The sequence below is a fragment of the Streptomyces sp. 17_S59 genome (genome assembly GCF_056930295.1).
The window spans coordinates 340,756-354,369 of sequence record NZ_JBXOWD010000001.1; the positions used below are offsets into that span (position 1 = coordinate 340,756).

A 13,614-nucleotide genomic window follows, 5' to 3' on the forward strand; every position below is an offset into this window, starting at 1 on the left:
CTGCGGAGGTGCACGTCATGGGCGCGAAGGTGTCGCCTTCCCATGCGGACGGGCTGGAGCGGCGGCTGGGGCTGTTCGACGCCGTGGTGATCGGGCTGGGGTCGATGATCGGCGCGGGGATCTTCGCCGCGTTCGCTCCGGCGGCCTCGGCGGCGGGATCCGGGCTGCTGCCGGGACTGGGCCTGGCCGCAGTGGTGGCGTACTGCAACGCCACCTCGTCCGCCCGGCTGGCCGCCTGCTACCCGGCCTCCGGGGGCACGTACGTCTACGGCCGTGAACGGCTCGGCGCGTTCTGGGGGTACCTGGCCGGGTGGGCGTTCGTGGTGGGCAAGACCGCTTCCTGCGCCGCGATGGCTCTCACGGTCGGCTCCTACATCTGGCCGGAGCGGGCCCACGCGGTGGCGGTGGCGGCCGTGGTGGCTCTGACGGCGGTGAACTACGTCGGCGTGCAGAAGTCCGCCTGGCTCACCCGCGCCGTCGTCGCCGTGGTCCTGGCGGTGCTGGCCGCCGTGGTCACCGCTTGCCTGACGGGCGGCACGGCCCGGGCCGCCCACTGGGACGTCGGCGCGGACGTCACCGCCGGAGGCGTCCTGCAGGCCGCGGGTCTGCTGTTCTTCGCCTTCGCCGGTTACGCGCGCATCGCCACGCTCGGCGAGGAGGTCCGCGACCCCCGGCGCACCATCCCCCGCGCGATCCCGCTGGCGCTGGGCATCACCCTGCTCGTCTACACAGCTGTGGCGCTGGCCGTCCTGGCCGTGCTCGGGACCGGCGGCCTCGCCCACGCGGCCGCCCCGCTGGCCGACGCCGTGCGCGCGGCCGGAGCGCCGGGGCTGGCCCCGGTCGTCCGGGCCGGGGCGGCGATCGCGGCGCTCGGTTCGCTCCTGGCCCTGGTCCTGGGCGTTTCGCGCACCGTGCTGGCGATGGCCCGTGACGGTCACCTGCCGCGCAGGCTGGCCGCGGTGCACCCGCGTTTCAAGGTGCCGCACCGCGCCGAACTCGCCGTGGGCGCGGTCGTCGCGCTGCTGGCGGGTACCGCCGACGTGCGCGGGGCGATCGGCTTCTCCTCGTTCGGGGTGCTGGTCTACTACGCCATCGCCAACGCGAGCGCCTTCACCCTCACCCCCGACGAAGGCCGCCCGGCCCCGGCCGTACCCGTCGTCGGCATGTCCGGATGCCTGGCTCTGGCGTTCGCCCTGCCGCTCGCCTCCGTGATCTGGGGCGCAACGGTCATCGCCGTCGGCGCCGCCGGCTACGGCCTGCGCAAGCGGCTCTCCCGTGCCTGACCGTTGTCATCTGTCATCTGTCATCTGCCATCTGCCATCTGCCATCAACTGCTGGGACCGAGCATCGTGCGCATCTGCGCGATCTCGGCGCTCTGGGAGGTGGTGATGCTGTCGGCCAGTTGCTTGGCCGGACCGTACCGGCCCTGCTTCTTCTCCATGTCCGCCATGGTGAGCGCGCCCTCGTGGTGAGCGATCATCATGGTCAGGAACATCCGGTCGAAGGCCGTGCCGGTGGTTCCGCGGAGATCGTCCATCTGCCGGTCCGTCATCATGCCGGGCATACCGGGCATGCCCGAGGGGCTGCTGTGACTCATGCCGCTCATGTCAGGGGGAACCGGTTCGCCCCAGGCCTTCAGCCAGGCCGTCATGGTGTCGATCTCAGGAGCCTGCGCCTTCTTGATCTTCGTGGCGAGGGCTTTCACGTCGCCGGAGGAGGCGCGTTTCTCGGCCATCTCCGCCATCACGACCGCCTGCCGGTGATGCGGGATCATCCCCTGGGCGAAGGCCACGTCGGCCTGATTGTGCTGCCCGCCCGGAACGGCCGACGGGACAGCTGCGGCGCCCGAGCCGGTCGCCGAAGCGGCGGAGGACGGCGGCCGGCTGGACCCGCCGTTGCCCCCGCAACCGGCCAGCACGAACGCCGTGGTCGATACGGCGACCGTCACCAGGACGCACTGCCGCAAACGCCGAGCCATGCTCATCCGACCGTCCTTCCGGAAGGGAATGCCGAGTGTGTTCAGGACATCCGTAACGGATGGAGCGAAGGAGGACGGGCCACCGCGCCGACCCGGCACCCGACGCCCCACCTTCGGAGGGCGCGGCGCACCGCTGGCGGGAGGAGTCGTGCGGGGGGGGCGGGCGGGGCTCGAACCACAACCTGTGGCGACAGGGTTCCGGCGACGCATTCACGACGCGCCGGAACCCGTTTTCCGGGACGCAACGGTTACGGCCCCAGAGCACGGCAGTGCCCTCGTTCATTTACGCCGGCCAGAGCTTACTCGCCTGGGTTGCACGGTCTGCAGACCCCGGGGGGATCCTCGTAGACCCCGCATCCGAATTCGTCCTCGACAACGATGCGAATGTTGTCGAAATAGAAACGCGCGATTTTCGGCCCGCCTTTAGGGTCTACTGCGATCACATTCCTGGTCACGATTCTATGGACCTGCCGCAGCATTCCATCGATATTGCTTACCAGCGTCCCCATCAGCTCAAGTTCATCACCTTCGAGCTGCATGGATTTCGGATGGTGCGTCACACTAAATCCCTTTCAGGAAGACCGGATACGCCCCTGCACTATCGATCGCCGACGCTTCTCGGTACCAGCATCCTGATTGGCTGCCACGGGCGGCTACCTGAGTTACTCCTGATGGGGCCCTAGACCCCTGACCGGAGTTAGGCAAGGGCAATGAGCCACATGAGCTTTTCCGGGGGGCTGCGTCGCGGTGAGGCGTGCGGCCTGCGCCCTACGGACCGGGCCCGTGCTGCCAAGACGCTCACCATTGCGACGCAGCTCGTACAGAACGGTTGGGAGATCACCGAGGCCGCCGAGGCGACAGCCGGCCGAGCAGGACGGCCGCTTGGTCGAGGCCCGTCCCCCGCTATTCCGAACGCCCCAGCAAAGCCACAGCAATGGCCACCTGCGCCGGTTCCAGCACACTCCTACCGTCCTCGATGTCCCACAGCGCGTTCTGGAGCACGCGTCCCAGTGTCCAGCCGATCGCCCGCTGCCGGTCCAGGCCCAGGACCTCGGTGAGGAGGTCGAAGCGACGGAGCACCGCGCGGGTGATGCAGCCCGACGCCATCACCTCCTCCCAGCGGTTGACCAGTGCCGGCAGCAGCTCGAAGCCCGGGTCGCCGGACAGGGGTTCGGGGTCGATGGCCAGCCAGGGTTCGCGCTCCCCGGCGAGGACGTTGTCGTAGTGAAGGTCCCAGTGGAGGAGGCGGTCGCCGCTCTCGTCGGTCAGTTCGGCCATGGCCGATGCGCAGGTGCGTACCAGTTGCCGTTCGGCCGGGTCGTTGAGGGCGGGGACGGACTGCGCGACTTCGGCGAGCATCGCCGCCGCTACGTCCGACAGGCGGCGCAAGCCCTCCGGGGCCGGTACCGAGGACAGGCGGGCCAGCAGCTCTGCCAGGATCTGCAGGGCCGTGTGGTCGTCGGGGACCGAGGAGAGGGGGCGGGTCGCGTCCAGGCGTTCCAGTAGCTGGGTGGCGGTCGCCTCGTCGTGGTCGAGGAGGAGCACCATGCCGTTGCCGTCCCAGGTCCTGAGGCCTCGGGCGCAGCCTGCTGTCTCCTCGCGGGGCTGCTGGAGCTTGAGGACGGCAGGTGTGCCGTCGGCACGGAGAACGGGCAGGACGAGCGAGGCCATGCCGAAGGCTGACGGGCCGTCGGGGCGCAGGTCCCAGCGGTCGAGGAAGTCGGCGCCCAGGCGGGGCAGCCGGGCGAGCCAGGCGCGGGCCTCGGCGCCGTTCGCGCCGTAGGACACGGCAAACTCGTCGGGGACGTCGAGGGGAGTCGACGTGTTCATGAGAAGGTCTCCTTCGTGGGGTCCAGAGCCGGATACGACGGACGAAGGAGGCCGCGGGGGTGCCCGGTTGCCGGGCAGGCGTCAAAGCATGGGCCCACCGTAACGGAGCGCGAGAGGGACCAGGTGGCGGACAAGACGGAGATCGCGACGGCACGGCAGGCCGCCGATGACGGCCTGGTGCTGGCCTTCGGCCGGTTGCAGGGGGCGGCGAACCGGCTGGAGTACATCCTGGGGCGGGCGATCGAGGAGGAGTGCGGGATCAGCCATGCGATGTTCGAGGTGCTGCTGATCCTGGGCCGCGCGGGAGAGGCGGGGCTGTCCATGCGGTCCATCGCCCAGGAGCGGGTGCTCAGCACCGGGGGCGTCACCCGGCTGGTGGACCGGATGGAGGCGGTCGGCCTGGTCGTCCGGGACGCCGATCCGGAGGACCGGCGGGGCCGGATCGTGCGGCTGACCGCCGAGGGCGAGCGCACGGTGGTGCAGGCGGCGCGCGTCCACCGGGAGAACATCCGGCACTTCTTCCTGGAGCCGCTGCCCAAGGCGCACCGGGAGCGGTTCGCCGAGGATCTCAAGACCCTCAGCCATGCGGCACGGGATGCGCTGCCGCGCCTGCGGTAGGGCCGTCCAGCGCGACATGGCGCTGTGCGGGCCCGCCCGGTGTTCGCGCTCCGGGCGGGATCACGGCTGCACCGTTCGTCAGTTGACGCGGCCGTACCACACGCTGTTCGTCCACATCTTCTCCAGCCGCACCGACGCGCCGGGCTTCGGTGCATGCCAGATCTTGTTGCTACCCGCGTAGATCCCCACGTGGTAGACGTTGCTGCCCGAGTGGAAGAAGACCAGGTCACCGGGCTGGCGCGAGCCGCTGGAGAGGTGGCGGGTGGAGTTGTACTGGCTCTGTGCGGTGCGCGGGAGGGACTTGCCCACGCGCTTGAACGAGTACTGGGTCAGGCCCGAGCAGTCGAACCGGTTGGGGCCCGCGGCACCGTACTGGTAGGGCGAGCCCTGCTTGGCCGCGGCGACCTTCAGGGCCTGCTCGCCCGGGGTCGCCGCCGATGCTCCGGCGGCCAGGCCGGAGACGAGGACCGAGGCCGCCAGGGTGGCCGCGGTGAGGGCGGAAGCGGTACCGGCGCGGGAAACGAGCGCGGGTATTCGAGGCAACGCAGACATGCCAAAGCCCTTCGACATCCGCCTGCGAAAGATGACCTGTCGGGTTCGGGCTGCGAAGTTGCCCGGCCACCGTGGTGGCTTCACCCCAAGGACCACTGCCTTCGTGGTCCGTACTGCTTGGGTCTCCCGCTCCTGCCGATCCATCAATTGGGTTCCGCACCCGGTGCGGCGGCAGGACTCGGCGTCCGCCCGGGTCGCCCGCCTCTGTGACGGGATCTTGTGTTCGAGGAGAGATCCTGCACCATCGGGCAACCGGATTCGGCGCCGAGAGCGGAATCTGTGAACTTCTTCACTTCGGCCCGATTGCCGGAACCGGGCCTTTCCGGAATCCGCTCGAAAGGCCCTGTTCCCTGGTGGCGGCGGGGATTTGAGGGGCCGCCGGAACCATCCGGCGGCACCGTTTCAGCAGGGGCGGCGCCAGGCGTCGAGATCGAGCTTCTTCTGCATGGAACTGAGCCCGAGCCGCTTCGCCGTGGCACAGAAGTCGCCCGGCTCCAGGTCGTATTCGACGTGGAAGACCGCTTTGTCCTGCTTCACAAACGGCGTCAGCCGGTCGCACTCGCCGTACTGGGCGCACTGTTCGTTGACCGCGAAGTCGAAGTCCCCCACCAGCTCCGGGATCTGCTCCAGATCGTTCTTCAGACCGATGGCGAGACCGCGGTCATGGGCCAGTTTCACCAGCATCCGGTTGAAGGCCAGCTGATCATCCGCCCTCAGCAGAAAGCCGGTGTCGTTCCTGAAGCCCTCGGTCAGATCCGGCTCCACCGCGTCGAAGCCCTTCTGCCGGCACATGTCGAAGCGGTCCGCCAAGAGCGGCCGGAGAATGTCGAGACGGCGGATGTCCAGCCATTTCTCTCCTTCCCAGCCCTTGTTCTTCTTGCCCAGCAGCTCCTTGGGGAATTTCTTCTGGTCCGGCCGGAAGTCCTCCCAGGCACCGGCGTTGATATAGCAGATCACCTTCCGCCCGCGGGCGTGGAGTTCGGCCACGGTCTTCGCGGAATTCTCGAAGCCGTCGATGTCGTAGACGGGGACGTCCACGGAGATGTCGGCCGAGCCGCCGAGCTGCCACTGCCAGAGGGTGCCCGGCTTCGGCTGCCAGCGGGCGGACGCCGACGACGGCGACGAGCCGGATGCCTCAGGCGATCCCGTGGACCCGGGCTTGCCGGAGGCGCCGGGCCGGGCCGTCGTACGGTCCCCGTCCGGGTCCGGCCCGTCGTCCTCGGAAGAGGAGGAGCAGCCCGCGAGCACGAGCAGCAGTGCGGCACACAGCGCCGCACTCGTCCGCTTCCCCGTTATTTTCCCCGTCACTTTCCCGCCACTTTCCTGTTGCCTTGCCCGTCAACTTCCCTGCCATCGTGCCTCTCCCGGCACTTCGGCCCACATCAGCGGTACCGTACGCCAGCGGTTGACCCCGTCCTGGGCACCGTGCAGTGCGTCCCGGCACCCCCGGCCTCACACCACGGTCAGCACGATCTTCCCCTTCAGATGCCCGTGCTCGCTGGCGCGGTGCGCCTCGGCGGCCTCGGACAGCGGGTACACCCGGTGGATCGGCAGTTGGAGGATGCCCGCCTCGTGCAGACCCAGCGCGGCGGTCAGGGCCGGGACGGTCTGCTCGCCCCCGCGGCCGCCCGAGCTGAAGCGCGCCCCGTGGCGCCGGGCGCCTTCGGCGTCGACGATCGTCACCACGCGGCCGGGGCCGCGGGCCAGCCCGACCGACACCCCGACCGCGTCGCCCTTGCCCGCCGCGTCCAGCGCCGCGTCCACCCCCTCCGGCGCCGCCTCCCGCACCCGGTCGGCCAGCCCCTCCCCGTAGGAGACCGGAATGGCCCCGAGGCCGCGCAGGTACTCGTGATTGGCCTCGCTCGCGGTGCCGATCACCCGCACCCCCCGGGCGCGGGCGAACTGCACCGCCATGGTGCCCACTCCCCCGGCCGCGCCGTGCACCAGCAGCGTCTCCTCCTCCCGCAGGTCCAGCTCGGCGAGGGTGCGCCAGGCCGTCTCGGCGGCCACGGGCAGCGCCGCGGCCCGCTCCCAGGACAGCGAGAGGGGCTTGGTCGTCAACTGGTCGGCGCGGGCCAGGGCCTGCTCGGCATAGGCGCCGGTGACGGTCTTGCCCAGGACCGCGTCCCCCGCCGACACCCCGGAGACCCCCTCGCCGACCGCCTCCACGATCCCGGACGCCTCCACCCCGGGGACGTGCGGCAGGTCGAGCGGGAAGACCTCGGCCATGCCGCCGCTGCGGAGCTTGTGGTCGATCGGGTTGACGCCCGCCGCGCGCACCGCGATGCGGACCTGACCGGGGCCCGGCCTGGGCATGTCGATCTCGGCGGGCCGGAGCACGTCGGCGGGCCCGTAGGTGCGGAAGACAATGGCCTTGATCTTGGTCATGCCCTCACCATGATCGAAGGACCTGTGTTCGCGCGCCAGGCTGGCCGCCGGGTCACTCCCCCGCTTCGGCGAGGCGCTTCACGCCCTCCAGCGTGGCCCTGATCCCGGAGCGGAGTTGGCCCAGCCGCGTCTCGACGATCGCCTCCTCCTTCTCCGGCATGCGGTCGATCGCCAGACTGACCCCGGACCGCGCGGGACCGATGCGGACGGAGTGCCGCAGCAAGGTGCCATCGCCCTCGGGCCGGAGTTCGAACACCCAGACGGCCAACGGGCGCGAGGGGTCCGCCGCACCGCCCCCGAACCGGTCGTCCGGATCGGTGACCGCCCAGCCGAACCGTCTCTCCCGCTCCAGCTCGACGACATGGGAGACGGTCCGCCAGTCGCCCAGCATCCCGTGGTGGTTGTGCCCCTCGAAGCGCGCGCCCGGCGCCGGGCCGTCGGCACCGTCCAGCCACTCGGTGCGCTGCAGCTCGGGGCTGAGCCGGGCGGGCAGCCCGATGTCGGTCACCAGCCTCCAGACCTCGGCCGGGGCCGCGTCAACGTGGATCTCGTCGTGGGTACTGGGGCCGTCCGCATAACGCATGGGATCTCCTGCTCGTCGTCGGTATCGTCGTCGGTCTCGTCGTCGACCGGATTCTCGCGGCACCGCTCCGGTGCCGTGCTGCTGCTCGATCGGCTCAGCCCTCGGCGCCGCCGGGGAAGAAGTCGACCAGCAACATGTCGCGCACGCCCGTACGGGCGCCGGGCGCGGGCCGGACGGGCGAGACGCCGTGCAGGAGCCGCCGGTCGTCGAGGACGATCGTCTCCCACGGGGCCGCCAGCGACGCCCGGTGGACCGGGCGCCGCCCGAGGTCGTACAGACAGGACTCCGCGCCCTGCACGTTCTCGCGCCTGATCAGCACCTGGGCGACGAAGCAGTGCCCGTCCTGGTGGATGCCCTCCGGCGCGGGGTGGCCCTCGGCGTCCGCGGTGGCCGTGACCCTGATCTGGTGGACGCCACAGGTGTCGATGCCCGCGTGCGGCCCGGGCAGATGCTCCCGGAGCGTCCGCACGACCGTGCGCAGCGCGGGCCCGGCCGCCACGGCGTCGGCCAGCGGCGCGAACAGGCGGTCCACTCCGCCGTGCACCTTGTTCACCGTCCGGTCCTGGAAGAAGGGGGCGTGCGGCAGCCGCTCCAGACGGTCGCCCAGCATGCGGAACCGGCCGTAGCGGCGGAACCTGTGGGGCGTGTGCGCGTCGGCGGGCAAGTCGTTCCAGGACTCGGTGAACTCCCGCACCGGGTCCTCGGATATCCCCCCGAGTGCCGTCGTGAGCAGGGCGGGTGTGAAGTGCACGAAGCCGCCGGGGCCGTTCGTCCCGTCCGTCGCCGTCCCGTCACCCGATGCCGGAGCAAGCCGGTGCACCATGCCGCATCCCCCCGTGTCAACTGCGCTTCCTGCCACCACGGTACCGGCCGGTTCCGTACCCTCCACCGAGGGTTGCGGGTCAACGGGCCGGTCGCGTACGGGTGGACGGCGTCGCGCCGGGTCCGGGTTCATCCGCCGTACACCGCCCGTGCCTCTGCCGATCGCCCCTGCCTGGGCCGTGGTTGCCCCGCCGGGAGGACGCTTGACGGGTGACAGGGGTCTTCGTGGTTTCGGTGCACGACGTCGCGCCGTGGAGCTTCGCGCGGTGCCGCCGGTGGCTGGGCGAGCTGGACGGCCGCGGGGTGCCGGCGACGCTGCTGCTGGTGCCGGGCGGCCGGTCCGGCACCCGGCTGCCCGACGACCCGGGCCTGGTGCGGTGGCTGCTCGGGGCGCAGGAGCGCGGCTACGAACTGGCCCTGCACGGCTGGGACCACCGGGGCGTGCCCGGCGGCCCGTGGGCCCGTCGCCGGCTGAACGCCGTGGTGGCGCGCGGTTGCGCCGAGTTCTGCGCGCTCGACGAGCAGGCGGCGCGCGACCGGCTGGAGCGCGGGCTGGCCGCGCTGGCCGCGGTGGGCATCGCCCCGCGGGGCTTCACCCCGCCGGGCTGGCTCGCCTCCCCGGGAGCCGTCGCGGCCCTGCGCTCGCTGGGGCTGGAGTACACCACCAGCCACCTGGCCGTGCACGACCTGCGGACGGACGTCCGGCACCGCATGGTGGCGCTCTCCCACCGGCCGGGCGGGGCCGGGGAGCGGACGGGGGCCAGGCTGATGCGGGCCGCCGCCCGCCACTGGGCCCGCCGCGGCAGGCCGTTCCGCATCGCCCTGCACCCCGCCGACCTCGCCCGGCCGGGGCTGCGCGAGTGCGCCCTGGAGGCCGTGGACTCCGCGCTGGCTGCGGGGGCGCGCCCGTGCACGTACGCCGAACTGGTGCGGGCACGGCGGCCGTTCGCCGGGGGAACGGACGGGTGAGGATCGTCCAGCTCGCCAACTTCTACGGGGCCTCCTCGGGGGGCCTGCGCACAACGCTGGACGCGCTGGGCCGCGGCTATGCGGCCGCGGGGCACGAGCGCGTCCTGGTCGTGCCGGGCCCCCGCCACTCGCGCACGCGCGACGCCGCCGGGCTGCGGCTGACGCTGCCGGGGCCGCCCGTGGGCGGCGGCTACCGGATGGTGCTCTCCCGGAGTTCAGTGCAGCGGCTGCTGGAACGGCTGGCACCGGACTCGGTGGAGGTGTCGGACAAGCTCACGCTGGTCCACGCCGCGCACTGGGCCCGGGCCCGGGGCGTGCGCTCGGTGCTGCTCTCGCACGAGCGGCTGGACGCGATCCTGGCCCCGAGGCTGCCGGAGTGGGTGCCGCTGCGGCGGCCGGCGGACCTGTGGAACCGCCGGCTGGGCAGGGGGTTCGACGCCGTGGTCGCGGCGTCGGCGTTCTCCTGCGCCGAGTTCGGCCGGGTGGCGGCCCCGGCGCTGCACCGGGTGCCGCTGGGCGTCGATCTGGAGGTGTTCGCCCCCGGCGCGGGCGGCACGGCGGTACGGGGCCGGGAGGTGCGGCTCGTGTACGCGGGGCGACTGTCCGCGGAGAAGCTCCCCGGGCTGCCGGTGGACACCTTGCGGGTGCTGAGGGAGCGCGGGGTGCCCGCCCGGCTGGACGTACTGGGCGACGGGCCGCACCGCGCGCGGCTGCAACGGCGGGCGGCCGGGCTGCCGGTGCGGTTCCACGGGCACGTGGCCGACCGCCGCGCCCTGGCCGCCGTGCTCGCGCGGGCGGACGTGGCGCTGGCGCCGTGCCCGGCGGAGTCGTTCGGGCTGTCCGTCCTGGAGGCGCTGGCCTGCGGCACCCCGGTGGTCACCGCCGACCGCGGCGCCGCACCCGAACTGCTGACCCCCGGCGCCGGGCTGGCATCGCCCGCCTGCGCGCGGGCGACGGCGGACGCGGTGGCCCGCGTGCTGGCCTGGCCGGAGGCGCGGCGCCGCGCGGCGGCCCGCGCCCGGGCCGAGGAGTTCCCCTGGACGAGGACGGTGGCCTCGATGCTCGCGGTGCACGGCGGGACGGCCCCGTAGCCGGAGGCCGGGCGCCGGGTATCCGTGGGGGGACGGCCCCGGATGGCCGGACGGGCGCCACACTGCCACAATAAGATGAAATGGCGCCCAAATGAGGAAACCTTTCCCGGTCGTAAGCACTCTCTCTCCTGGAGAACCCCCCTCCAAAGAGGAGTACAACCGTGGGCCTTACGTCACAGAGCTTCTTCCTGCTGCTGGTGGTCATCGCAGTCGCGGTGACCGCTCTGGTGCTGTGGCTGTGGCCGAAAGCCGCGCGGAAGAGCCTCCTGTCGCTCATATCCAGACTCGGCCTGCTGGTCGTCGCGCAGGTGAGCATCCTGGCCGTGCTGCTCGTCGCGGCGAACAACGAGAACGGCTTCTACTCCTCGTGGAAGGAACTCTTCGGCGAGAACTCGCGGAAGCAGACGCTGGAGACCGGCCGGGAGGGCGGCAAGCGGCCGCCGGCCATGGTGGTCAAGGGGCAGGAGCCCGTCGGCCTGGGCCCCAAGGAGAAGGCCGGGCAGGTCGACCGGATCGAGATCAGCGGCCCGGTGTCCGGGCTGAGCATGGAGGGCTACGCCTACCTCCCCCCGCAGTACTTCCAGAAGGAGCACGAGAAGGACACCTTCCCCGTGATCGTGTCGATCACCGGGCAGCCCGGCCAGTCCATCAACCTCATCACCAAGGCCAAGGTCCCCCAGGCCGCCTCGGCCGCCATCATGGCCAAGGAGATGAAGCCGACGATCGTGCTCATGCTGCGGCCCTCGGTGGTGGCGGACCGCGACACCAACTGCACGGACGTGCCCGGCGGCCCGCAGGCGCTGACCTTCTTCAACCAGGACGTCCCCATCGCCGTCAACGACGTCTACCGCGCGGACAACACCCGCAGCTCCTGGGGCGCGGTGGGCAACTCCACGGGCGGCTACTGCGCGTTGAAGATGGCCATGACCAACCCGTCCCGGTACGGCGCCGCAGCCGGCCTGTCCGCCGATCTCTACGCGCGTCAGGACAGCACCACCGGCGACCTCTACGCCGGCAACAAGCAGATCAAGAACGAGTCGGACCTGACCTGGCGCCTGGAGCACATGCCCCCGCCGCCCGTGTCCCTGCTCCTGGCCGCCAGCAAGAAGGGCGAGGAGACCTACTACGGCCCCGCCCTGAAGTTCGCGGAGAAGGCCAAGGCCCCCACGAAGGTGGAGAAGCTCATCCGCGAGGAGGGCGGCCACAACTTCGTGACCTGGCGCGAGGAGTACCCCGTGGTGCTGCGCTGGCTCTCCAGGGAGACGACGGCCCGCAGCCAGTGAGACCCGCGCACCTCCCCGGCACACACCTCCCCAACCGGCCGGGAACGCTCCGGGACACCGCCACGTCTGAGCCAGTGTGGCCCGAACGCGCACGGCTCGGTACGCCGTACGCACCGGGGAGGGGGCGCACGGCATGGACGCGGAACGGCGGATGCCACTGCTGGCCGGACGGTACCGGCTCGTGGAGCAGCTCGGGCGCGGCGGCATGGGCGCCGTCTGGCTCGCCTTCGACGAGGTGCTCGACCGGGACGTCGCGGCGAAGGAGGTCCGCGCCCCGGAGCACTTGGCCGACGACGAAGTGCGGGTGCTGTACGCCCGCTTGAAGCAGGAGGCCCGGGCGGCCGCCCGGATCAGCCACCCCAACGTCATCACCGTGCACGACGTGCTGGAGCAGGACGGCCGCCCCTGGATCGTCATGGAGCTGGTGCGCGGCCAGGCGCTGGACACCGTGCTGCGGGCCGAGGGGCGGCTCCAGCCCAAGGAGGCGGCCCGGATCGGCGGGCAGATCCTGCAGGCCCTGCGCGCCGCCCACGCGGTGGGCGTGCTGCACCGCGACGTCAAGCCCGGGAACGTGCTGCTGGAGCCCGGCGGCCGGGTGGTGCTGACCGACTTCGGCATCGCGCTGGTGGAGGGCGCGCACACGCTCACCCGCACCGGCGAGCTGGTCGGCTCGGCCGAGTACCTGGCGCCGGAACGGGCGACGGGGCGGCGGCCCGGGATCCCGTCCGACCTGTGGTCCCTGGGCACCCTGCTGTACACCGCGGTCGAGGGCGTGTCGCCCTTCCGGCGCCCGCTGCCCATCAACACCCTCCGGGCGGTGGTCGACGAGGAACCGCCCCCGCCGCGGCACGCCGGGCCGCTGGCGCCCCTGCTGGAGGGGCTGATGCGCAAGGACCCGGACGCCCGCATGGGCTCGGCCGAGGCGGAACGGCTGCTGGCCGCGGTGGCGAGCGGCCAGCTGACCGAGGCGCCGGACGTCCGGCCGGACCGGGCGTACGTGCCGACGGAGCCTGCCGGGCCGGGGCTGCTGCGCGGGCCGTCGCCCGCGGTGGCCGTGGCCGCGATGGCGGCCGCTCCGCCTACGCCGCCGCCTCCGGCCGCCACGCCGTATCCCCCCGTCGTCCGGCCGACGCTCCCGGAGCCGCCGCCGGTGCCACCGTGGCGGCGGAACATGTGGTGGGCCCTGGCCGCCGTGGTGGCGCTGGTGCTGATCGCCGCGGGCGCGGCGGGCCTGATCGCGCTGCGCGGCGGCGACGGCGGTACGGGCACGGGCACCGGTACGAGCACGAGCGTCCCGGCGGGCACCTCGCCGACGGCTCCTCCGCAGACGGGCGGCGCATCGGACCCGGGCTCCACCACGGCGCCCGCCGAGCCGCCCCTGGGTCCCGCCACGGGCACCTGCGGAGGGGGCTGGGTGACGTCCTGCTGACGCAGGCGACCGAAGAGAACGAAGCAGAACGAAGGCAGAAGGCCCGGAAAACTCGGAAGTGGCGGATCGGC

The 13,614-nt window shown here is 72.2% G+C and carries 14 protein-coding genes and 1 riboswitch; of the genes, 6 read left to right on the forward strand and 8 right to left on the reverse strand.

Annotated elements, in window-relative coordinates; genetic code table 11:
* The first annotated feature begins 17 nt into the window (after nt 1-17).
* Nucleotides 18-1,283 (forward strand): APC family permease, encoded by a 1,266-nt coding sequence (locus AC1Z4A_RS01545; protein ID WP_483675993.1) that lies wholly within the window; start codon nt 18-20, stop codon nt 1,281-1,283.
* Between the two features lie 44 nt (nt 1,284-1,327).
* Here AC1Z4A_RS01545 and AC1Z4A_RS01550 read toward each other — a convergent pair whose 3' ends face one another.
* The 3 genes from AC1Z4A_RS01550 to AC1Z4A_RS01560 form a co-directional block, all read right to left on the reverse strand.
* Entirely contained in the window at nt 1,328-2,077 is a 750-nt protein-coding gene (locus AC1Z4A_RS01550; RefSeq protein ID WP_483675994.1) for a DUF305 domain-containing protein, read from the reverse strand.
* Nucleotides 2,078-2,277: 200 nt separating this feature from the next.
* A complete protein-coding gene (locus AC1Z4A_RS01555; protein ID WP_483675995.1) occupies nt 2,278-2,538 on the reverse strand; it encodes a hypothetical protein in 261 nt (86 codons plus the stop codon).
* Between the two features lie 343 nt (nt 2,539-2,881).
* Nucleotides 2,882-3,808, reverse strand: a complete 927-nt coding sequence (locus AC1Z4A_RS01560) for an aminoglycoside phosphotransferase family protein (RefSeq protein WP_483675996.1) — start codon at nt 3,806-3,808, stop codon at nt 2,882-2,884.
* Between the two features lie 123 nt (nt 3,809-3,931).
* On the opposite strand from AC1Z4A_RS01560, the gene AC1Z4A_RS01565 reads away from it, so the two are divergent.
* Nucleotides 3,932-4,426, forward strand: coding sequence for a MarR family winged helix-turn-helix transcriptional regulator (locus tag AC1Z4A_RS01565; protein WP_483675997.1), 495 nt, complete (start codon nt 3,932-3,934; stop codon nt 4,424-4,426).
* Between the two features lie 78 nt (nt 4,427-4,504).
* Here the strand turns inward: AC1Z4A_RS01565 and AC1Z4A_RS01570 are convergent, their stop codons facing one another.
* The 5 genes from AC1Z4A_RS01570 to AC1Z4A_RS01590 all read right to left on the reverse strand — a co-directional run bounded on the left by AC1Z4A_RS01570 (nt 4,505) and on the right by AC1Z4A_RS01590 (nt 8,772).
* Nucleotides 4,505-4,978: a C40 family peptidase gene (locus tag AC1Z4A_RS01570; RefSeq protein ID WP_483675998.1), complete on the reverse strand. Its 474-nt coding sequence runs from the start codon at nt 4,976-4,978 to the stop codon at nt 4,505-4,507.
* A gap of 4 nt (nt 4,979-4,982) precedes the next feature.
* Nucleotides 4,983-5,147: riboswitch (cyclic di-AMP (ydaO/yuaA leader) on the reverse strand.
* Nucleotides 5,148-5,380: 233 nt separating this feature from the next.
* Nucleotides 5,381-6,286: an endo alpha-1,4 polygalactosaminidase gene (locus AC1Z4A_RS01575; protein WP_483675999.1), complete on the reverse strand. Its 906-nt coding sequence runs from the start codon at nt 6,284-6,286 to the stop codon at nt 5,381-5,383.
* A 144-nt stretch (nt 6,287-6,430) separates the two neighbouring features.
* The gene (locus AC1Z4A_RS01580; protein ID WP_483676000.1) at nt 6,431-7,366 is read right to left on the reverse strand and encodes an NADP-dependent oxidoreductase; all 936 of its coding nucleotides are present in this window, start codon (nt 7,364-7,366) and stop codon (nt 6,431-6,433) included.
* Nucleotides 7,367-7,418: 52 nt separating this feature from the next.
* On the reverse strand, nt 7,419-7,949 hold the full coding sequence (locus AC1Z4A_RS01585; protein ID WP_483676001.1) for an SRPBCC family protein: 531 nt from the start codon (nt 7,947-7,949) through the stop codon (nt 7,419-7,421).
* A 94-nt stretch (nt 7,950-8,043) separates the two neighbouring features.
* Nucleotides 8,044-8,772 (reverse strand): 2OG-Fe dioxygenase family protein, encoded by a 729-nt coding sequence (locus AC1Z4A_RS01590; protein WP_483676002.1) that lies wholly within the window; start codon nt 8,770-8,772, stop codon nt 8,044-8,046.
* Between the two features lie 209 nt (nt 8,773-8,981).
* Between AC1Z4A_RS01590 and AC1Z4A_RS01595 the strand changes: the two genes are divergently transcribed.
* The 4 genes from AC1Z4A_RS01595 to AC1Z4A_RS01610 all read left to right on the forward strand — a co-directional run bounded on the left by AC1Z4A_RS01595 (nt 8,982) and on the right by AC1Z4A_RS01610 (nt 13,543).
* Nucleotides 8,982-9,740, forward strand: coding sequence for a DUF2334 domain-containing protein (locus AC1Z4A_RS01595; protein ID WP_483676003.1), 759 nt, complete (start codon nt 8,982-8,984; stop codon nt 9,738-9,740).
* Nucleotides 9,737-10,831, forward strand: coding sequence for a glycosyltransferase (locus AC1Z4A_RS01600; RefSeq protein WP_483676004.1), 1,095 nt, complete (start codon nt 9,737-9,739; stop codon nt 10,829-10,831). The genes AC1Z4A_RS01595 and AC1Z4A_RS01600 overlap by 4 nt, the downstream gene beginning before the upstream one ends.
* Before the next feature lie 161 nt (nt 10,832-10,992).
* On the forward strand, nt 10,993-12,114 hold the full coding sequence (locus AC1Z4A_RS01605) for an alpha/beta hydrolase (protein ID WP_483676005.1): 1,122 nt from the start codon (nt 10,993-10,995) through the stop codon (nt 12,112-12,114).
* A 133-nt stretch (nt 12,115-12,247) separates the two neighbouring features.
* Nucleotides 12,248-13,543, forward strand: coding sequence for a serine/threonine-protein kinase (locus AC1Z4A_RS01610; RefSeq protein ID WP_483676006.1), 1,296 nt, complete (start codon nt 12,248-12,250; stop codon nt 13,541-13,543).
* Nucleotides 13,544-13,614: the final 71 nt, after the last annotated feature.

Coding starts and splice junctions, on each gene's coding strand:
- AC1Z4A_RS01545 (WP_483675993.1), top strand. CDS start 18: ATGGGCGCGAAGGTGTCGCCTTCCCATGCGGACGGGCTGGAGCGGCGG.
- AC1Z4A_RS01570 (WP_483675998.1), bottom strand. CDS start 4,978: ATGTCTGCGTTGCCTCGAATACCCGCGCTCGTTTCCCGCGCCGGTACC.
- AC1Z4A_RS01610 (WP_483676006.1), top strand. CDS start 12,248: ATGGACGCGGAACGGCGGATGCCACTGCTGGCCGGACGGTACCGGCTC.
- AC1Z4A_RS01590 (WP_483676002.1), bottom strand. CDS start 8,772: ATGGTGCACCGGCTTGCTCCGGCATCGGGTGACGGGACGGCGACGGAC.
- AC1Z4A_RS01580 (WP_483676000.1), bottom strand. CDS start 7,366: ATGACCAAGATCAAGGCCATTGTCTTCCGCACCTACGGGCCCGCCGAC.
- AC1Z4A_RS01560 (WP_483675996.1), bottom strand. CDS start 3,808: ATGAACACGTCGACTCCCCTCGACGTCCCCGACGAGTTTGCCGTGTCC.
- AC1Z4A_RS01585 (WP_483676001.1), bottom strand. CDS start 7,949: ATGCGTTATGCGGACGGCCCCAGTACCCACGACGAGATCCACGTTGAC.